This is a genomic window from Gaoshiqia sediminis (assembly GCF_025907915.1).
GTDB lineage: Bacteria > Bacteroidota > Bacteroidia > Bacteroidales > Prolixibacteraceae > Gaoshiqia > Gaoshiqia sediminis.
In genome coordinates, this window is record NZ_JAPAAF010000010.1 from 63,254 (window position 1) to 84,454 (window position 21,201).

The 21,201-nt window shown below is 48.3% G+C and carries 16 protein-coding genes; 10 read left to right on the top strand and 6 right to left on the bottom strand.

The features are described from left to right. Positions 1-7: 7 nt before the first annotated feature. Entirely contained in the window at positions 8-2,461 is a 2,454-nt protein-coding gene (gene pheT / locus N2K84_RS09325; RefSeq protein ID WP_282591531.1) for a phenylalanine--tRNA ligase subunit beta, read from the bottom strand. Between the two features lie 169 nt (positions 2,462-2,630). Between pheT and N2K84_RS09330 the strand changes: the two genes are divergently transcribed. Beyond that, on the top strand, positions 2,631-2,879 hold the full coding sequence (locus tag N2K84_RS09330) for a hypothetical protein (RefSeq protein ID WP_282591532.1): 249 nt from the start codon (positions 2,631-2,633) through the stop codon (positions 2,877-2,879). A gap of 454 nt (positions 2,880-3,333) precedes the next feature. Then, positions 3,334-5,445, top strand: a complete 2,112-nt coding sequence (locus N2K84_RS09335) for a M3 family metallopeptidase (protein WP_282591533.1) — start codon at positions 3,334-3,336, stop codon at positions 5,443-5,445. A gap of 519 nt (positions 5,446-5,964) precedes the next feature. Here the strand turns inward: N2K84_RS09335 and N2K84_RS09340 are convergent. From N2K84_RS09340 to N2K84_RS09360, 5 genes are all read right to left on the bottom strand, one after another. Next, a complete protein-coding gene (locus tag N2K84_RS09340; RefSeq protein WP_282591534.1) occupies positions 5,965-7,422 on the bottom strand; it encodes an MFS transporter in 1,458 nt (485 codons plus the stop codon). A 55-nt stretch (positions 7,423-7,477) separates the two neighbouring features. Beyond that, a complete protein-coding gene (locus N2K84_RS09345) occupies positions 7,478-8,146 on the bottom strand; it encodes a bifunctional 4-hydroxy-2-oxoglutarate aldolase/2-dehydro-3-deoxy-phosphogluconate aldolase (protein WP_282591535.1) in 669 nt (222 codons plus the stop codon). Positions 8,147-8,225: 79 nt separating this feature from the next. Further along, positions 8,226-9,263, bottom strand: coding sequence for a sugar kinase (locus N2K84_RS09350; RefSeq protein WP_282591536.1), 1,038 nt, complete (start codon positions 9,261-9,263; stop codon positions 8,226-8,228). 100 nt (positions 9,264-9,363) lie between these two features. Further along, entirely contained in the window at positions 9,364-10,764 is a 1,401-nt protein-coding gene (gene uxaC / locus N2K84_RS09355) for a glucuronate isomerase (protein WP_282591537.1), read from the bottom strand. A gap of 34 nt (positions 10,765-10,798) precedes the next feature. Further along, positions 10,799-12,046: a tagaturonate epimerase family protein gene (locus tag N2K84_RS09360; protein ID WP_282591538.1), complete on the bottom strand. Its 1,248-nt coding sequence runs from the start codon at positions 12,044-12,046 to the stop codon at positions 10,799-10,801. A 263-nt stretch (positions 12,047-12,309) separates the two neighbouring features. On the opposite strand from N2K84_RS09360, the gene N2K84_RS09365 reads away from it, so the two are divergent. The 8 genes from N2K84_RS09365 to gnd all read left to right on the top strand — a co-directional run bounded on the left by N2K84_RS09365 (position 12,310) and on the right by gnd (position 21,052). Continuing rightward, a complete protein-coding gene (locus N2K84_RS09365) occupies positions 12,310-13,368 on the top strand; it encodes a LacI family DNA-binding transcriptional regulator (RefSeq protein WP_282591587.1) in 1,059 nt (352 codons plus the stop codon). Next, positions 13,355-14,206: an SDR family oxidoreductase gene (locus N2K84_RS09370; protein WP_282591539.1), complete on the top strand. Its 852-nt coding sequence runs from the start codon at positions 13,355-13,357 to the stop codon at positions 14,204-14,206. Before N2K84_RS09365 ends, N2K84_RS09370 begins: the two co-directional genes overlap by 14 nt. 186 nt (positions 14,207-14,392) lie before the next feature. Further along, a complete protein-coding gene (locus tag N2K84_RS09375; RefSeq protein WP_282591540.1) occupies positions 14,393-15,472 on the top strand; it encodes a sugar kinase in 1,080 nt (359 codons plus the stop codon). Between the two features lie 42 nt (positions 15,473-15,514). Then, a complete protein-coding gene (locus N2K84_RS09380; RefSeq protein ID WP_282591541.1) occupies positions 15,515-15,910 on the top strand; it encodes a four helix bundle protein in 396 nt (131 codons plus the stop codon). A gap of 20 nt (positions 15,911-15,930) precedes the next feature. Further along, positions 15,931-17,220: a nickel-dependent putative hexonate epimerase gene (locus N2K84_RS09385; protein WP_282591542.1), complete on the top strand. Its 1,290-nt coding sequence runs from the start codon at positions 15,931-15,933 to the stop codon at positions 17,218-17,220. 113 nt (positions 17,221-17,333) lie between these two features. Then, positions 17,334-18,386, top strand: a complete 1,053-nt coding sequence (locus N2K84_RS09390) for a Gfo/Idh/MocA family protein (RefSeq protein ID WP_282591543.1) — start codon at positions 17,334-17,336, stop codon at positions 18,384-18,386. 31 nt (positions 18,387-18,417) lie between these two features. After that, complete coding sequence (gene pdxB / locus N2K84_RS09395) at positions 18,418-19,539, top strand: 4-phosphoerythronate dehydrogenase PdxB (RefSeq protein WP_282591544.1); 1,122 nt, start codon at positions 18,418-18,420, stop codon at positions 19,537-19,539. A 58-nt stretch (positions 19,540-19,597) separates the two neighbouring features. After that, a complete protein-coding gene (gene gnd, locus N2K84_RS09400) occupies positions 19,598-21,052 on the top strand; it encodes a decarboxylating NADP(+)-dependent phosphogluconate dehydrogenase (protein WP_282591545.1) in 1,455 nt (484 codons plus the stop codon). The last annotated feature ends 149 nt before the right edge of the window (positions 21,053-21,201 follow it).

Sequence of the window (21,201 nt, forward strand, 5' to 3'; positions counted from 1 at the left end):
GGATCGTTTATCTGAGCTGTGCCCCAAGTTCTTTTTCAAAAGTGAAGATCAGCTTTTGCATGATTTTGTCAATTTGCTTATCGTTGAGGGTTTTCTCGTCGTCGCGCAGAATGAAGCTGACAGCATACGATTTTTTTCCTTCCGGAACGCCTTTGCCTTCATACACATCAAACAAATCAACCAAGCGCAACAATTTACGTTCTGATTTTACGGCCAGATCGCGGATTTGCACAAAGCGGACATTTTTATCGATCAACAAGGCGAGATCGCGACGAACTTCCGGGTATTTGGGCAGTTCAGCAAAAAGCGTTTTGTTGTTCTTTTGCTCCAGCAGCAGGTTGTCCATCAAAAAGTCGGCATAATACACCGGGTTTTCAATTTCAAACTCCTTCAGCAGCTTTTTATGAACGATTCCAAACTCCACCAGCTTGCGGCCGTTGGGGGCCGAATAGATCAATCCTTCTGCAAAAAAATCGGTGCTTAAGTCTTCCAATTTCAGATTTTCAGCTTTCAATCCTAATTTCAGCAACAGGTTTTCCACATATCCTTTCAGCTGGAAAAAGCTGCTGCCACTTTGCGGGATGGCCCAGCTTTCGCGTTCTTTTTGTCCCGAAATGAACAGCGCCAGGTGCTCGTCTTCCGAATAACTTTTCAGTGGGTTCTCAACCAACTCGGCGCCGGTAGTGTGGTAGCAATTGCCAAACTCGTACAGTCGCAGGTCGCCGTTGCGGCGGTTGGCATTGTAGGCGATGGCTTCCAGTCCGCCAAACAGCAACGTTTGACGCATGCTGCCCAGGTCGGCGCTCAAGGGGTTAAACAGCTTCACCGTATGTTCTGCAGATAAGCTCTCTCGATTTTCGTAGTACGAGGTTTTGGTGAGCGAATTCGACCAGATTTCGTTGAAGCCCTGAGCCGAAAGCATGTCGGCCATCAGGTTGCGCACCTTCACCGGATCCGGTTTTACCGAATATTGCAGCGAAGCATTCACCTGGGTAGGAATTTCAATGTTGTTGTACCCATAGATGCGCAAAATTTCTTCAATCACGTCGGCCTCGCGTTTCACGTCCACGCGGTAGGGAGGCACGGCCAGCGAAAGACCGGTTTCGGTTTCGCTTTCAATCTTGATTTCCAGCGCGGTCAAAATATTTTTGATGGTTTCGGCGCCCAGGTCTTTTCCGATCATCCGCTTGATGTTGACGTAAGTAACGTCAAATTTAAAATCCTCGATTGGCGTTGGATAAATGTCCACAATGTCGGACGAGATTTTTCCGCCAGCCACTTCTTTGATCAGCAGGGCAGCGCGTTTCAGGGCGTAAATGACGCCGTTGGGGTCGGTGCCGCGCTCGAAACGGAAGGATGCATCGGTATTCAAACCGTGGCGGCGGGCAGTCTTCCGGATGAAAACCGGGTCGAAACAGGCCGACTCCAGGAAAATGTTTTTGGTTTCATCTTTCACGCCCGATTTGATACCGCCAAACACACCGCCGATACACATGGCCTCTTCCGTGTTGCAGATCATCAGGTCGTCCTGATGAAGTTCGCGCTCCACCTCGTCGAGGGTGGTGAATTTGGTTCCGGCCGGCATGGTTTTCACCAACACTTTTCTCCCGGTAATTTCGTCGGCATCAAACGCGTGGAGGGGCTGGCCACATTCAAACAGCACGTAGTTGGTCACATCCACCACATTGTTGATCGGGTTCAGGCCAATCGCTTTCATCCGGTTTTTCAGCCAGTCGGGCGATTCTTTGATTTCCACCCCGCTGATGGTCACTCCTGCATAGCGCGGGCAGGCTTCGGGATTGAGCACCTCAACCGGGATTTGCAGCGAGTGGTCGTCCACGCAGAAAGCCTCCACCGAAGGCCTTTTATAATGAATATCCTGTGTTTTTTTCAGGAAGGCGGCCAGGTCGCGGGCCACGCCGATGTGCGAGGCGCTGTCGATGCGGTTGGGCGTCAGGTCCACCTCGATGGAGTAGTCGGACTCCACCTTGAAATACGTGCTGGCAGGCGTTCCCACCACGGCATCGCCGGGCAGCACCATGATACCGGCATGGTCGTGTCCCAGGCCAATTTCATCCTCGGCACTGATCATCCCTTCCGAAACTTCACCGCGGATTTTTGATTTTTTAATTTGAAATTCGTTGTCTCCGTCATACAGGGTTGTGCCGACTGTGGCCACCACTACCTTTTGTCCGGCCGCCACATTGGGCGCTCCGCAAACGATGGGCAGAATTTCGCCGTTGCCCACATCCACCGTAGTTTTGCTGAGATGGTCGGAGTTAGGGTGTTTTTCGCAGGTAAGCACCTGTCCGATCACCAGGCCGCGCAGCCCCCCTTTGATGCTTTCAACTTCGTCAATGCTGCCCACTTCCAGGCCAATCTGCGTGAGGATGTTCTCCAGGTCTTTCGGTTGCAGGTCGGTGTCAATGTAGTCTTTCAACCACTTGTATGAAATATTCATAATGCAATGCTTTTTTGCTGAGGTTCAGAGAGCGACAAAAGTAAGCATTTTTTGGCTGGAGCAAAAGACGATCCGATTAGAATTGCAGGGAAATCGTCTTTAAGATATAGTTCACCGGTTCAATGCGCACATGCTCAAAAACGTCAAATGGCAGAGGCGTTTCCGACAGATGCAGGATAAGTTAATATGGGCGTTCCACGGGGCAATGGCACGTTGGTTACGACGTGTCGTGACCAACGTGGCTTTCCCGTTTTGGGGCGTTTCGGATTTTATCCGGCGTGTAAGGGCACGGCATGCCGTGGCCGGACGAATGGTGATGAGCTTAAAAGGTCAGTTTAATATCTTCTCTTTGAAAGGACAGCATTATTCATTCCGAAAAGTGATTTCACTGGGGGTGAATTGCAGGGCTGGAGAGTAATTGCAAGGGCAACCCGGCAGGGAAATCGTCTTTAAAATATAGTTCACCGGTTCAATGCGCACATGCTCAAAAACGCCAAATGGCAGAAGCGTTCCCGACAGATGCAGGATAAGTTAATATGGGCGTTCCACGGGGCAATGGCATGTTGGTCACGACGTGTCGTGACCGTACGTGACTTTCCCTTTTTAGGGCGTTTCGGATTTTATCCGGCGTGTAAGGCCACGGTATGCCGTGGCAGAACGGGTGGTGACGACCTTAAAAGAGCAGTTTAACATCTTCTAATAGAAAGAATGGCATTTAATTCCTAAAAGCGATTTCCCTGGACAGCCAGAGGATTGTATTATTTTAGCCTTTTGCCATTTTACTTTTGCCTGCCTCGAACTAACATTTGTCAGGGAATTCGCGGCGGAGTTTTTGTATTTTTCGGGCCGAAATTCCAAAATCCAATCGTTATATGAAGAAAATTACTCCAACTCTTGTTGTATTAGTGGCTACTTTTGTGGCTTGTAATTCAACTAAAGAGACGAAAACAGACATGCAAAACCCATTTTTTGCGGCTTACGAAACGCCGTTCCAGGTACCGCCATTCGACCAGATCAAAGAGGAACATTACCTGCCTACTGTGGAAGAAGGCATTAAACAACACGAACAGGAAATTGCGGCAATTACTGCCAATACCGAAGCGCCCACTTTTGAAAACACGATTTTACCCTTCGACGAATCGGGTGATTTGCTGCGTCGGGTAGATGCCGTTTTTGGCAACCTGAACTCGGCCAATACCAACGAACAGATGCAGGCACTGGCCCGCGAAATCTATCCGAAGATGACGGCCCACGAAGACAACGTGATGCTGAACAAGGCCTTGTTTGAGCGGGTGAAAGCGGTGTACGAACAGCGCGAGGGAGCTGGTTTTGATGCCGAGCAAATGCGTGTGGTTGAAAAATATTACCAGGATTTTGTGCGCAACGGCGCTAACCTGTCCGATGAGGATCAGGCCAAACTGCGTGAGCTGAATCAGGAACTCTCGAAGCTGAGCCTTCAGTTTAGCGAAAACCTGCTGGCCGAAACCAACAAGAATTTTCAGCTGGTGGTGGACAACGAAGCCGACCTGAAAGGCTTGCCCGAAGGCGTAATTTCGGCAGCAGCCGATGAGGCTAAAAAAAGCGGGTTGGACGGCAAATGGGTGTTCACACTGCAAAAACCCAGCCTGATCCCATTCCTGCAATATGCCGAAAACCGCGATCTGCGGGAGAAAATTTACCGTGGCTATTTTATGCGCGGCGACAATAACAACGAGTTCGACAACAAGGAGATTATCTCCAAAATGGTTGAGCTGCGCGATGAGAAGGCCCGGCTGCTCGGCTTCGAAAACCATGCTGCCTATGTGATTGATGTAAACATGGCCAAAACACCGGAAAATGTGTACGATTTCCTGTATAAACTATGGAAACCGGCATTGGACGTTGCCAAAAAGGAGCGGGCTGAAATGCAATCCATCATTAAAAACGAGGGTAACAACTTCGAGCTGGCTTCGTGGGATTGGTGGTATTATGCCGAAAAGCTGCGCAAGCAAAAGTACGACTTGGACGAAGAAGAAACCAAGCCCTATTTCAGCCTCGACAACGTTCGGGAAGGAATTTTCTACGTATCGAACCAACTCTATGGCATTCAATTTGAACGGCGCACGGACATTCCGGTTTATCATCCCGAAGTGGAAGCCTGGGAGGTAAAAGAAGCGGATGGCTCGCATGTGGGTGTGTTGTATATGGACTTCCACCCGAGAGACGGCAAACGCGTGGGCGCCTGGAATACCGGCTTCCGCGACCAAGCCTACAAAGACGGCCAAAAAGTGCAGTACCCGATCACCTCGATCGTGTGCAACTTCACCCGACCGAGCGGCGACCTGCCGGCCTTGCTCACGTTTGATGAGGTGACCACCTTCTTCCACGAGTTTGGCCATGCCCTGCACGGCTTGTTTACCGATGGCCCGTACCAGCGCACTGCCGGTCGTGTGCCGCGCGACTTTGTGGAGCTGCCTTCGCAGATCATGGAAAACTGGGCCGCCGAACCGGAAGTATTGAAGGTTTACGCCAAACATTATAAAACCGGCGAGGTGATACCGGAAGCGCTGGTTCAGAAAATCGTAAACAGCGGACATTTCAATCAAGGGTTTGCCACGGTGGAATACCTGGCCGCTTCGGTGTTGGATATGGATTGGCACACACAGGAATTTTCCGGCGATGTAAACGCGTTCGAAAAAACGTCGATGGAGCGCATCGGACTGATCGACGAAATTATTCCGCGCTACCGGAGCACTTATTTCTCACATATTTTCAGCGGAGGTTATTCGGCCGGCTACTATGTGTACATCTGGGCTGCCGTGCTGGACACCGATGCTTTCCATGCATTCAAGGAATCGGGCGATTTGTTTAATGCGGAGCTGGCTGCCAAATTCCGCACATTGCTGGCCAAGTCGGGCTCGGACGAAGGCATGACAATTTACCGGAATTTCCGGGGGCAAGATCCGTCAACAGAGCCTTTGCTCGAAAAGCGTGGCTTGAAATAATCAAAACAAACACAAATAGCATTATGGGAGAGAGGGTTCCGGAGATTTCCGGGCCCTTTTTTTTGATGTATTTTTCGGGCTTTTCTCATGGTCAAGCTACAAGGCCTTTCTGCTTGTCAAGAAGAGCTACGGCCTACTGGCGACCAAACTAACACCCAAGATAATTCCGTCCGGAAGGGAAGGGTGCGCCCCCGATGCCGATGTGAAATTGACGGAAATAAACCTGAAAAACTGCATAGAAACTTGAAAATCAATGGAGCTGATTTGGTTCGGCCATGTCTGTAAGTTAACTAGTATTGTCACCCACAAAATAGACACAGGAACTACAACTCATACACACCGAACAGGAACAGACAGCAACTTTATCCGTTTGATAATTTCGGACTTAAAGCTGATTTGGACACCAAAATTAAAAAAAACCGGTATTGACAATTTGCACGAATAAAAAAATCCGGGAGGTCCTGCACCAAGCAAAACCATCCCGGATTTTATTTTAACCGTTAATTCGTCCTAATAAAATTAAGTCAGGTCGGTAATTGGTTTGTATTTCGGGACCAATGCTTTCATCACGACCCAGCCAATCAGGTAAGCAATGGCACAGATACAGAAAATGATGAAATAACCGGACTCTACACCTTTAAACCCGAAGAAGCTCATTTCGGTTTCGCGGGCAAAATCGAACAATACGCCGGAGCCTTTATTGATCACCACAGAACCTAAACCACCAGCCAAACCGCCAATACCGGTAATGGTAGCGATAGCAGCTTTCGGGAACATGTCGCCAACCGTTGAGAAGATGTTGGCCGACCAAGCCTGGTGTGCCGCACCGGCAATACCGATGATAACAATGGGGAACCAGTATGAAAAATGTCCTAAGGGTTGTGCAACTACAGCCAGCAGCGGGAAGAACGCAAAAATCAACATCGACTTCATACGGCCGGCATAAGGGTGCATTCCTTGTTTTTCGACAAAGTAAGTAGGCAGCCAGCCACCGATGATCGAAAGCAGTGTAATGGCATACAGAACAAACAGACCAAGCTGGGCTTTGGGATCAGATGATTCGAGTCCGTAAACCGAACTCAGGTAAGCCGGTGTCCAGAACAGGTAGAACCACCACACACCGTCAGTCATAAACTTACCAAAGGCAAAAGCCCAGGTTTGCTTGTAGCGCAGGCATTTCCGGAAGCTGATCCGCTTTCCGGCAGCCAGTCTTTTGGCTTCCGATGCTGCTTCATCAGCATCATGATCCTGGTTGATGTAGGCCAATTCAGAACCATTTACACGGGGGTGATGCTCCGGCTTATGGTAGCCAATCTGCCACCAGATCATCCAAAGAAAACCGAGGGCGCCAATCACAATGAAAGCTGACTCCCAGCCCCAATGTTTAGCAATCAACGGAATAGTGATCGGGGCGGCAAGTGCGCCCACCGTAGCACCGGCATTAAAAATACTGGTTGCATAGGCACGGTCTTTTTTGGGAAAATATTCAGCGGTTGTCTTAATAGCTGCCGGGAAGTTACCCGCTTCACCTATTGCCAATACAAGACGAGCAAAGATGAACAAGACCACGCTCACGTTCAATACCCGGGCAACATCCTCCACTCCTTCGATGATGTGACGGGCTTCGGCAAAACCAACAAACCAGTTGCCGGTAAGAATACCAGAAGTCGCGATTCCGCAAAATGCGTGAAGCACAGCGCCAACAGACCAGATACCAATGGCCCAGTGAAAACCTTTTTTGGTGTCCAACCAGTCGATAAACCGACCGGCCAAGACCAGGCTGATGGCGTAGAAGAGAGAGAACAGGGAAGTTATCGTTCCATAATCACTGTCAGTCCAGTGGAACTCTGGTGCGATAAAGTCTTTCCAGGTTAGCGATAACACCTGGCGGTCCAGGTAGTTAATGGTTGTTGCCATGAAGAGCATGCCAACAATTGTCCATCGGTACTTGGACATCTTCTCGTTAATTGTATTCAAAGACATAACAAATTTTAAATATTACTACTAGGTTTAATTGCTTATTGGTGTAAACTTACCGAAGCTTCTTTACTAAATCAAGCGCCTCCTTGCACTTATTGGTGATAAATGTCCAATCTTTATTTACCAACACTTCTTTGGGAAATAATTGAGAACCCATTCCCACACAATGAACACCGGCTTTAAACCAGCCAGCGAGGTTTTCTTCGTCAGGAGAAACGCCACCGGTAGGCATGATGCTGGCATACGGCATGGGGCCTTTTACAGCTGCAACAAAGCTGGGGCCTCCAACTTGCGAACCGGGGAAGATTTTCACCACTTCACAACCCAGTTCGTGGGCACGGCCAATTTCGGTAACCGAACCGCAACCGGGGCTCCAGGCTATTTTCCGTTTGTTGCAGATTTTCGCCATTTCTTCGTCAATCAGTGGCGACACAATAAAGCTGGCGCCCAACTGAATGTACAAAGCGGTTGTTGGCCCATCCACGATAGAACCAACGCCCAGCATCATTTCAGGACATGCTTTCGCTGCCCATTTGTTCAGCTCACCAAACACTTCGTGGGCAAAGTCGCCACGGTTGGTGAATTCGAACACGCGGATGCCGCCATCGTAGCAAGCTTTTACCACCGACTTGCATACTTCGACATCCTGATGGTAGAAAACCGGAACAATGCCAGTTTCTTTCATCTTAATTGCTACCTCAATGCGAGAAAAACGAGCCATAATTATCAGCTAAAAAGTAAATTAATACAATAAAAAACAAAACTCAAAAGCCCCCTCCTTTCGAAGGGGGCTTGAAAATTTATCGGGATACACGCCCGGAAGCGTCTCCACCCATCAATTTTTCAACTTCTGATACCGTTACCCGGTTATAATCACCGTAAATGGTATGCTTCAGGCATGAAGCTGCAACAGCGAAGTTCAGTGCTTTTTGATCGTCGCCGGTGTAAGTTAACAAACCGTAGATCAAACCGCCCATAAATGAATCGCCACCACCTACGCGGTCAACAATGTGGGTGATTTGGTAAGTTGGAGATTCGTACAGTTTTTGTCCATCCCAAAGAACACCGGCCCAACTGTTGTGGTTAGCGTTAACCGATCCGCGTAAAGTTGTAATAACTTTTTTCACGCGTGGATATTTCGCCATAATTTGTTTTGAAACCGACTCGTAAGCAGCTCCTTCCACATGACCACCGGTTACATCAACTCCTTCGGGGTGAATATCCAAAGCCATAGCGGCATCTTCTTCGTTACCCAATACAATGTCAGTCCCGGCAACCAAAGCAGGCATCACCTCGCCGCAAGCTTTACCGTATTTCCACAGGTTTTTGCGATAGTTCAAGTCACACGAAACAGTTACTCCCATTTCGTTGGCGATTTGAATAGCTTCCAAACAGGCATCGGCAGCACTTTGCGAAATTGCCGGTGTAATACCCGTCCAGTGGAACCATTTTGCATCTTTGAACACCTCTTTCCAGTTCACCATTCCTGGTTTGATTTCAGCGATAGCCGAGTGAGCGCGGTCGTAAACCACTTTCGATGCACGGCTAACAGCACCTGTTTCGAGGAAGTAGATACCCAAACGGTCGCCACCCCAAACAATGTGGTTTGTACCAACGCCATACTTTCTCACGTCCATACGGCAAGCTTCGCCGATGTCGTTTTTTGGCAAACGTGTTACAAATTCTACATCAATACCGTAATTGGCCAATGAAACAGCTACGTTTGCCTCTCCACCACCATAAGTAGCGGTAAACGTGTCGGTTTGTGCAAAACGCAAATAACCGGGAGTTGCTAAGCGCAACATGATCTCCCCGAATGTAACAACTTTCTTATTCATCTTTCAAATCATTAAATTTCTTTGTGCAATCGATTGCAAAAATAGAAATCTTTTTCTTTTTCACAAGATAAATGAATGTATTTCAGCTTATCTGGAATGACTAAAAATTAAAATAGTTCTTCGCATTATTGAAACAAATATTCTCGACCATGCTGCCCAGAAGTTCCATATCCGCAGGGATTTCGCCGTTCTCTACATCGTTGCCAAGTAAGTTGCACAAGGTGCGGCGGAAATATTCGTGACGGGTGTATGACAGGAAGCTCCGGGAGTCGGTAAGCATGCCCACAAAGCGGCTCAACAAACCGAGGTTCGACAGTGCGTTCATCTGTTTCACCATACCGTCTTTCTGATCGAGGAACCACCAGCCGGAACCGTACTGGATTTTTCCAGGCACCGAGCCATCCTGGAAGTTGCCCAGCATGGTGGCGTACAATTCGTTGTCGCGCGGGTTCAGGTTGTACAGGATCGTTTTGCACAGTTTGTTTTCCATGTCCAGGCGGTCGAGCAGCTTGGCCAACGGCTCAGCAACCGGTTTGTCGCCAATAGAGTCGAAGCCAGTATCAGGTCCTAATCTTTTGAACAAGCGGGTATTGTTGTTTCGTTGAGCGCCAATATGCAATTGTTGTGTCCAGCCACGCGAGTGGTCCATCACTCCAAATTCGTACAGCATGCACGACTGGAATTTTAGAATTTCTTCTTCAGTCAGTTTGTTACCGCCTCTAATTTTAGCAAAAATAGCTTCAATCTCACCGGCTGTATATTCCTCGGCATAAGCAGTGTCCAAGCCGTGGTCAGACAATCGGCAACCATTGTCGTGGAAGAACTGGTGACGCTTATCCAGGGCAGCAATCAAATCACCGAACGATTTGATGTCCATCCCGGCAGCTTTTTCCAACTGGCCCATATAATCGTTGAAGAAAACAGGGTCGGCCACCATCATGGCTTTATCGGGACGCCAGGCTGGCAATACGGCCACTTCGAAGCCGTCATTTTTGATTTGCTGATGGTATTCCAGCGTATCAACGGGATCGTCGGTTGTACAAATGGTGTGTGCATTGGCTTTGCGGATCAGGCCACGAACACTGTAGCCGGGTTTACTCAGCAATTCGTTGCAATGGTCGTAAATCTCCTTCGCCGTAGCCGGATTCAGTAATTTCTCTACACCAAAGAACTTCTTCAGTTCAAGGTGAGTCCAGTGGTACAGTGGATTACGCAACGTGTGCGGAACCGTTTCGGCCCACTTTTCAAACTTTTCCCAGTCTGAAGCGTCTCCGGTACAAAAGCGTTCGTCAACGCCGTTTGTACGCATGGCACGCCATTTATAATGGTCGCCGTAGAGCCACACTTCGGTGATGGTTTTAAACTGACGGTCGTCTGCAATATCTTTTGGATTGATATGACAGTGGTAGTCGAAAATCGGCATGTTGGCCGCATGATTGTGATACAACTTCTGTGCAGTTTCGGTCTGCAACAGAAAGTTTTCGTCCATGAACTTTTTCATCTTTCTATCTTATTTTCTGATTTTTGGTGTGTATTTACAAATTAAATAACCGTTTCAGGTGACGGTCGTAAATGTTTTCTTCCACACAACCACCAACGATGGCGGCATGCTTCTTCAGCAAACCAGTGTACTTCTCTCCCATTTCGGCAGCCACTTTATACCCCACATGAATCAACTGACGGAAATTGGAGTTATACTCCGGGTGTCCGGGAATGTGGCGTAGCGTACTGGCAAATTTTTCGCTGCTCCATCCGGCCACTTCTTCGGGGCTTGGCAGTTTCGAGTCGTCGATATCGATCACATCGGCATACGGCCCACAAAGTTCTTCTTTTCTGTCCAATGCCTTTGTATAAATTTCTTTGGCAGCATCGAGCGCCTCGCCACCTGCCACGGCCAAACCAATTACTTCTTCCAGCCAGGTGGTACCGGCTGTTTTCACATGCAAACCCTTGTCGTGTTTCTTGATAATATTGGCCATAATGGGATAAATGGTGAACTTGTCGCTTCCGGAATGCACGGATAGCTTCAGGTTTTTGGGCAATCCGAAATGCTTCACGGCATAGTCGATCACGAGCACATCCTGCTCAAATTCTTTGGCAAACTGATCAACATCACCCACATAGTCCACACCTTTATTAAAGCGGCCGGTAAATTTCGGAGCAATGGTCTGGGCGGGTATTTTTTCATCGGCAATCATTTTCAGGATAAAGAACATGTCAACCGGAGTTTGCGGCGTTTCCACTTCATCCATCGACACTTCGGTAATAAAATTACCTTTCCCTTTTACCGATTCGATGTGGCGGTAAATTTTGCCGGCTTCTTTGATGGCCGCCAGGAATTTTCCGGCAACTTTTTTCAACAAATCGTTGGTAATTACAATAGGTTCGGCAATACCTTCAATTTTCACTTCATTACCCAATGCTTTGCACGAAGCGATAAAAGCAGCTTCATCAGCAGCATCCGAGGGGTTACCAATATACATGGCCACATCCAGCGTAAAGAAGTCGGAATAATCGATAAAGCGGTCCACATTGCTCAGGTTGATGTGGTCGGCATCCACACAATACGCCCCCGTCCAGCCCAGCGCCTTAACAGCAGCATCGGCTTCCTTACGGGTTTCAACTGGTTCGGAGTGCACAATGTTGTGCTCGCGGTTTGACTTGTTCCACACGGGTATCACTTCAACACCCTGTGCATTGGCTTTCATTAGCGCTTTCAACTGCGCTTCACCTTCATGACTGAAGCGGTCGCCTACCCCAAAGCTGTACTTTCCTAGTTCCATAATCGTATTGATTTATTGATTATTAATGTTAGGTTGACAAACAGCGGCAATCACCGTGTTCGCACACGAAAATAGACTTATTTATTTAGTTGGGCAATAAAAAAAGTGCAAATGCATCCAAAAATGTTTTTAAATATATTTGTCCGTGTGCGAACACGACAAATAGAAAAATTGTTTAGCTTTGTTTTCAACCTGAATTATCACATCCATTAACTCTAAATTACACTGCCATCAAACCAATAAAAAGAATACGGATTAAAGATATCGCCGAACAAGCCAACGTATCCATTGGCACTGTTGACCGGGTTATTCACAACCGGGGCGAAGTAAACCCGGCCACACGGGAAAAGATCATGAAAATACTGGCGGAGATGAATTACCAGCCCAACATTTTGGCAAGCACGCTGGCGTCCAAGAAAACCCATGTATTTGCCATTCTTTTCCCCGAGCCCCAGTCCGACGAAGCCTACTGGAACAAACCCATCACGGGGGTTCGACGGGCTTTCTCTGAACTTCAACAATATGGCATTCAAATTACCAGTTATCAATATTCCCAAACCGATCCGCACTCGTTCGAGGAAAAAGCTGCGGAAATTATAGATAGTCATCCCGAAGGAGTTGTGCTTGCCCCTTTTTATTCGCGCGAATCAAAAGCTTTTATCGCCAAGCTGAACGAACAAAACATACCCTTCATTTTTATTGATTCGAACCTGAAAGAGTGCAATAAAATCAGCTATATCGGGCAAAACTCATTTCAGTGCGGAGCGCTGGCTGCCAAGCTGTTCGACTTTTCGCTGCCAGGCCGGGCCAATATTCTCGTGGTTCATTTTGCCAAAGAGATGGACAACCAAAACCACCTGGTGCAACGGGAAAACGGTTTTTATGACTATTTCAACCAAACCGACCCCGGAAAGCAGAAGACCCTGCATACCCTGGAAATTGAAAATACAGCAGACACAAATTTCTACTACCTCCTTGACCAGGAAATAGAAAAACTGGGAGGGCTTGATGGCGTATTTGTGACCAACTCACAAGTTTACCGGCTGGCTGATTATTTGGTTGAGCGGGGCCTGAAGCATGTCCGTTTGATCGGTCACGATCTAATCCTGCAAAATGTGAAACACCTGCGCAGCGGCGTTGTTGATTTCCTGATTTGCCAACGACCGGAAGAACAGGGGTATCAAGCCATTAACACCCTATTCGAGCATGTCATACTAAAAAAACAGGTGGCTGCCGAAAACTATACCTCCATTGATATCGTTACCAAAGAAAACGTGGACTATTATAAAGAATTTAACCTAAGCAGTTATGGAACCAATTAGTTTTAAAGACCTAACCGGTAAAGTATGTGTAGTAACCGGAGGATACGGAGTCCTCGGTTTGGAAATGGTGAAAGCATTGGCCTCTGTAAAAGCCAAAATTGCCATTTTGGGACGAAACAAAGAAGCCGGTGAAAAAGCAGCTGCCGCAATCAGCAATCAGTACGGAACCACAGCCATTGGTGTCCAGGCCGATGTACTCGATCAGGAATCGCTGGTAAAAGCAAAGTCCATCATCAACGAAAAATTAGGCGACATCGAAATCCTGATTAACGGTGCCGGAGGAAACAGTCCGGCAGCGACAACGAAAGTTGAAGAAATAAACGACAGCAACATCGACAACCTGGAAGACTCCTTTTTTGGCTTGAAAATGGAAGGCTTCGACCACGTTTTCGATCTAAACTTTAAAGGAACCTTGCTCCCGACCATGGTGTTTGCCAAAGACATGATTAAAAACCGAAAAGGGGCGATCCTAAACATCACGTCCATGAATTCGTACAAACCATTGACAAAAATTCCGGCATACTCAGCAGCCAAAGCAGCTATCAACAATTTCACCGAATGGCTGGCCGTTCATTTCGCCAAAACCGGAATTCGTGTTAACGCTATTGCTCCGGGCTTCTTCATCACCGACCAAAACCGTTTTCTGGTATTGGATGAAAAAACCGGAGGTTACTCTGCCCGCGGACAGAAAATCGTGAATGGCACCCCGATGGGCAAATTTGGCGATCCGGACGATATGCAAGGTGCAACCTTATTCTTATTGTCCGACCTGGCAAAATTCATTACCGGCGTGGTCATTCCCGTTGATGGCGGCTTTAACGCTTACAGCGGCGTATAGGGATTGGTGAATGATGATTGGGGAATGTGGAATGGTCATCGGTCATCGGTCATCTGTCATCTGTCATTAATGTCATTCGTAGTCATTTCTTTACGATAAAAATCCTGGAACTTGAAACCTGGAACTTGGAACCTGGAACTTGAAACTTGGAACTTGAAACTTGGAACTCAAAATTTCACAAACGATATGAATCTTCAACTTAAACAAAATTGCAAATATGCGTTGCTTGTGCCCACCAGTATGGGCGTGCGCATTACACCGGTAAACGGACAACCGGTTCACAGCAGTAACCTCTTTGAAATGCAGGCCACCAGCGCCGAAACCAACGTGGCCAGCATTTCGTCGTACCTGGGTTTGCCGGTAAAAGTGCTTACTACGTTCGTAAAAGGCAGCCCGATTGCCGCCTTCATAAAAAGCAACCTGAAAGCCCGCCACATGGACTACGAAGGGCCGGAAGTTCCGCAAGGCGACCCATGGGGCTACCGGCACCAGTTTAACATTGCCGACAGCGGTTTCGGCTCACGCGGCCCACGTGTGCAAAACGACCGTGCCGGCGAAGTTGGCCGCACCCTGAATGTGAACGATTTTGATCTGGAACGGATTTTCGGACAGGAAGGCGTGCAAATAGTGCATCTGTCGGGATTGATTGCCGCGCTTTCGCCCGAAACCAGCACATTCTGCCTCGAAATTGCCCGTGCGGCCAAAAAACACGGCACACGCATCTCATTCGACCTCAACTACCGCGCTTCGTTCTGGAAAGGCCGCGAAGAAGAATTACGCAAAAATTTCGAGGAGATTGCCTCGGTTTCGGATATCCTGATTGGTAACGAAGAAGACTTCCAATTGTGCTTCGGCATTAAAGGACCGGAAGCCGGAGGGAAAGGTATCAAAGACGAAATTGAAGAATTCAAGGGATTGATCAACAACGTAAAAGCTGCCTTCCCGAATGCTCAGGTTTTTGCAACGACGCTTCGGCAGGTAATCAGTACCAACGAGCACCTTTGGGGAGCCGTATTGCGTGCAGGCGACGAATGGCAGGTGATCGAACCACGTAAAATTAACGTACTCGACCGTATCGGCGGAGGTGACGGTTTCGTGGGAGGAATGCTGTATGCCATCCTGAAAGGTTGGGAACCGGAAAAATGGCCGCAGTTTGGCTGGGCAACCGGCGCTTTGGCAACCACGTTCCTGACCGACTATGCCCAACCGGCCGACGAAGAAATGGTTTGGAGCATCTGGCAGGGTAATGCCCGCGTAAAACGCTAATTAAATTGACCATTTACAGATTTACGATTTCCCATTTTCAAAATGGATAAAGACATTCTGAAAAAGAGACTAAAGTCATTTGCTTTAAGAATAATCAAGCTTTCCGAGAGTTTACCCAACTCGATTACCGGGCGAACTCTCGGAAATCAAATTATCCGTTCGGGAACGTCACCTGGCGCAAACTATCGCTCCGCTTGCTTAGCAAAATCAGACCGGGATTTTCTGAACAAACTGAAAATGATCGAAGAAGAACTGGACGAAACCCTTTATTGGCTGGAACTCATCATTGAATCCAGTACAATTGAAGAAAAACTGTTGACAGATTTAATGCAGGAAAATCGGGAATTATTCAAAATTATTGCAAGTTCAGTTGTTACTATGAAACGCAAACTGAATTCGCAGTATTTGAATTCTAAAATGGTAAATGGTAAATGGTAAATAGCTAAATAGTAAATTCTATGATGTACTACGAAATTGGCTCAACAAGCCACGAGTTAAGCAAAGAAGACCTGAAAAAAGGTTTGTTTGCTGCGTTTGACCAATTAAAGGAAATAAACAAAGTTTTGGCTATTCCGCCCGACTATACCCGTTTACCCAGCCGCTCGGGCGATTTGACCGAATTGACCTGGCAATATTACGGCGATAAACTGACCGACGTGCTACCGGCTTTGGGCACTCACTCTCCGATGACTCCCGGGCAAATCAGCCACATGTTTGGAAGCCTGCCTGCATCGCTCATCCGTGAGCACGACTGGCGCAACGATGTGGTGACCGTGGGTACCGTTCCGGGAGAATTTGTAAGAGAAGTATCAGAAGGAGCTGTCGATTTCCCATGGCCGGCACAGGTAAATAAATTACTGATTGAAGGCAAGTTCGATTTGATTCTTTCCATCGGCCAGGTTGTTCCCCACGAAGTGGTGGGCATGGCTAATTACAACAAGAATATTTTTGTGGGAACAGGCGGCTCTGAAGGCATCAACAAAAGCCACTTTATTGGCGCTGCTTATGGCATGGAACGCATGATGGGCCACGCCGACACCCCGGTGCGCAAGGTATTTAACTATGCTTCGGAACATTTCACCAACGATTTGCCAATTGTATATGTGCAAACTGTTGTAGGACTGGATAAAACCGACGGTAAAATTAAGTGTCGCGGACTGTTCATCGGTGACGATTTCGAGGTGTTCGACAAAGCCGCCAAACTGTCGCTCGATGTCAACTTTGAGATGCTCGACCGACCGTTGAAAAAAGTAGTGGTCTGGCTCGATCCCACCGAGTTTAAATCAACCTGGCTGGGTAACAAGTCGGTGTACCGAACCCGCATGGCCATTGACGATGGCGGCGAACTGATTGTGCTGGCTCCTGCCCTGAAAGAGTTTGGCGAAGACAAAGAGATTGACCGTTTAATTCGCAAGTATGGCTACTTTGGCACACCTGCCACCCTGAAAGCCACTGCCGAAAACGAAGAGCTGCAAAACAACCTGGGGGCAGCGGCCCACCTCATCCACGGCTCTTCGGAAGGACGCTTCAGCATCACCTATTGCCCGGGTAAAAAACCAGGCAACCTGACTCAACAGGAAATAGAAAGTGTTGGCTTCATTTACGGCGATTTCGATGAAATGATGAATAAATACCAGGTGGAAAAACTGAAAGATGGCTTCAACATCCTGCCGGATGGCGAAGAAATCTTTTATATTTCGAACCCGGCCATTGGTTTGTGGGCGTACAAAGAACGGTTCAAATATTAACAGTCTCCCCCACCCCCTCCAAAGGAGAGGAGTAAAATACAACGTCATCCCGAACTTGTTTCGGGAACTGTAAAGAACGAAATTTCGAAACGCGGAACCTGAAAATCAAAACGTTGAACTCAAAACTCGAAACTGTCAACTGGGGCATCATTGGTTGCGGCGATGTAACCGAAGTGAAAAGCGGACCGGCTTTTCAAAAAACCGAACATTCGAAGCTGGTGGCCGTCATGCGCCGCAATAAAGAAAAAGCAGCCGACTACGCCCGCAGGCACGGTGTTCCCAAGTGGTACCACTCGGCCGATGACCTGATCAACGACCCGGAGGTAAACGCCATTTATATTGCCACGCCGCCCGACACCCATGCCAGCTATGCCATCCAGGCCATGCGTGCTGGCAAACCGGTTTACGTGGAAAAACCCATGGCCATGAACTACAGCGAGTGCCGTAAAATGATCCATGTTTCCAAAGAAACCGGCATGCCACTTTTTGTGGCCTACTACCGCCGTACGTTGCCTGCTTTTTTAAAGGTGAAAGAGTTGGTTGAAAGCGGCGCCATCGGCATCCCACTAAGCGTTTCGGTCACCTTAATAAAAAGTGCTGCCGAAAAAGGGAAAGATCCGGAAGAACACAACTGGCGTGTAAATCCTGAAGTTGCCGGAGGTGGCCATTTTTTCGATCTGGCCTCGCACCAACTTGATTTTCTTGACTTTGTGTTCGGACCGGTTAACGAGGTGCATGGGATAGCCTATAACCAAGCTGGCTATTACGAAGCCGAAGATACCGTCACCGGCACTTTTGCTTTCGAAAACGGCGTGGCCGGCACCGGGCTGTGGTGCTTCGTTGCCGACGAATCAGCCGAAAAGGACGATATCGAAATTATCGGCACCCAGGGAAAAATTAACCTGCCCTGTTTTATCCACGGCGATTTGCGCTTGACAACTGCCAAAGGCGCCATCAATTTTAGTTTTCAAAACCCGGAGAATATTTCTCACAACCTGGTTAAAAACGTCGTCAGTTCGCTGCGTGGCGAAGAGGAATGTGTGAGCACAGCAGAAACAGCAGCCCGCACCAACGCCGTGCTCGATGAAATGGTGAAAGAGTATTATAAAAACAAAGATTTTCTCCAAAAATCGACAAACCACAAAGGAAGTTGTCGTTTGGACTGATACTTTCGTGTATCAAATAACGATCAAAAAAATGAAATTTATAATCGACGATAAAATTCCTTACATAGAGGGAGCACTCGAACCGTTTGGCGAGGTGGTTTATCTCCCCGGTTCAAAAACTACTGCTAAGATTGTAAAAGATGCTGACGCCATTGTTACACGCACACGAACCATCTGCAACGAACAATTGCTGAATGGCTCGTCTGTGAAATTCATTGCCACAGCCACCATTGGCTTCGACCACATCGACACGAATTACTGTGATCAGGCCGGGATCAAATGGACCAATGCCCCCGGTTGCAACAGCAAATCGGTTGAACAGTACATCGCATCTGCCCTCTTCGTTTTGGCTAAGAAACACAAATTCAAACTAAAAGGAAAAACTATTGGCATTGTCGGTGTGGGCCAGGTAGGATCAAAAGTGGCCCGCTTATGCGAAATCATCGGAATGAAGGTGTTACTAAACGACCCGCCGCGTGAGCGCTCCGAGGGACCTGACCAATTTGTCAGCCTCGAAGAAATCAAACAGCAAGCCGACATTATCACCCTGCATGTTCCGCTGAATATGACAGGCGAAGATGCCACTTACCACTTGGCGGACGCCGTTTTTTTTAACAGCCTTGCGAAAAAGCCTATCCTCATCAACTCGTGCCGGGGCGAAGTTGTCGATGCGGCTGCGGTAAAAACAGCCTTGGATAAACAGCAAATTTCGGGACTGGTGCTCGACTGCTGGGAGAACGAACCTGATATCGACCTGGAACTGTTGGACAAATGCGACCTGGCCACTCCGCACATTGCCGGGTATTCAAAAGATGGAAAAGCCAACGGCACGAGCATGAGCATACAGGCCATCAGCCGGTTTTTCAAACTCGGAATTGATAACTGGCAAGCCCGCGAAGTGGAACTTCCTGCACAAACAGTAATCCGGCTGGATGGTTTGAATGGATCCGAGGAAGAAATCATCGGCAACGCCATTCTGGCTACATACGATATCCGGGATGACGACCGTGCCTTGAGAAACGATCCCGCGCAATTTGAAAAGCTGCGTGGTGATTATCCGGTGCGACGTGAGTTTCCGGTGTTTACCATCAAAGCGGAGAATGTGCCAACAGATGTTTTGGGGAAACTTCGTGAAATTGGCTTTAATTTTTAACCGCAAAGAGAACAGAGTGGTTAAAAAGAAATATACAAACATTTAAATTCATCATAAAATGAAAAAACTTGCAGATATTGGCTTGATTGGTTTGGCCGTGATGGGCGAAAACCTGGTTTTGAACATGGAAAGCAAAGGCTTCACGGTAGCCGTTTACAACCGTACGGTTGAAAAAGTGGACAATTTCATCAATGGACGGGGGGCCGGTAAAAATTTCATTGGCGCCCATTCCATCGAAGAACTGGTTGCCTCGTTGGAAAAACCGCGTAAAGTAATGATGTTGGTGAAAGCCGGAAAGCCCGTTGACGACTTCATCGAACTGCTGATCCCCCATCTGGAACCGGGTGATATCATCATTGATGGCGGTAACTCGCACTTCCCCGACTCCATTCGTCGTACTCAGTATGTGGAAAGCAAAGGCTTGCTGTTTATCGGCACCGGTGTTTCGGGTGGCGAAGAAGGCGCCCTGAAAGGGCCGTCGATGATGCCCGGCGGAAGCCCAGCTGCATGGCCAGCCGTGAAAGAGATCTTCCAGGCCGTGGCCGCCAAAGTGGAAGACGGCTCTCCCTGCTGTGAATGGGTGGGCGAAGACGGCGCCGGACACTTTGTGAAAATGGTCCACAACGGGATTGAGTACGGCGATATGCAAATCATCAACGAAGCCTACCACGTCATGAAAGACCTGCTGTGCATGAGTGCCGACGAAATGCACGAAGTATTTAAAAAATGGAATACCGAAGAACTGGACTCGTACCTGATTGAAATTACACGCGATATCCTGGGCTACAAAGATGAAGACGGCGAGCCGCTGGTTGAAAAAATCCTGGACACTGCCGGCCAAAAAGGTACCGGAAAATGGACCGGTGTTTCGGCCCTCGACCTCGGAATTCCGTTGACATTGATCGGCGAGTCGGTATTTGCCCGTTGCTTATCGGCACAGAAAGACCTGCGCGTTCAGGCTTCAAAAGTGATCAGCGGACCGAAACCATCGTTCACCGGCGAAAAAGCACAACTGATTGAAGACCTGAAAATGGCCTTGTACGGTGCAAAAATCATTTCGTACGCGCAAGGTTACAACCTGATGATGGAAGCCGCCAAAGAATACAAGTGGAACCTGAACTATGGCGGCATCGCGCTGATGTGGCGCGGCGGTTGCATCATCCGTTCGGCCTTCCTCGGCGACATCAAAAAAGCATTCGACAAAAATCCGGAATTGCCCAACTTGTTGCTCGACCCGTTCTTCAAAGAAAAAGTGGAAGCTACACAAGCCGGATGGCGTCGCGTGTGTGCCGCTGCCCTGACTAACGGCATCCCCGTACCAGCGTTAACTTCGGCCCTTTGCTACTTCGACGGTTTCCGCAGCGAACGTTTGCCAGCCAACCTGTTGCAAGCCCAGCGCGACTACTTCGGAGCCCACACCTACGAGCGCATCGACAAACCGCGTGGCCAATTCTTCCACACCAACTGGACCGGCCGCGGCGGCGACACCGCCTCGACAACTTACGAGGTGTAAGATACCAGCATCCACTGGCCCCTCCGAAGGAGGGAAAAGAAACTGCTCTGAGCGTAGTGAGGGATTCACTTTAAGCTGAGCCTTGACTGCGCCAAACACACAAAAGCCACTTCCGATTCAGGAGGTGGCTTTTTGTGTGAAAGCAGTCT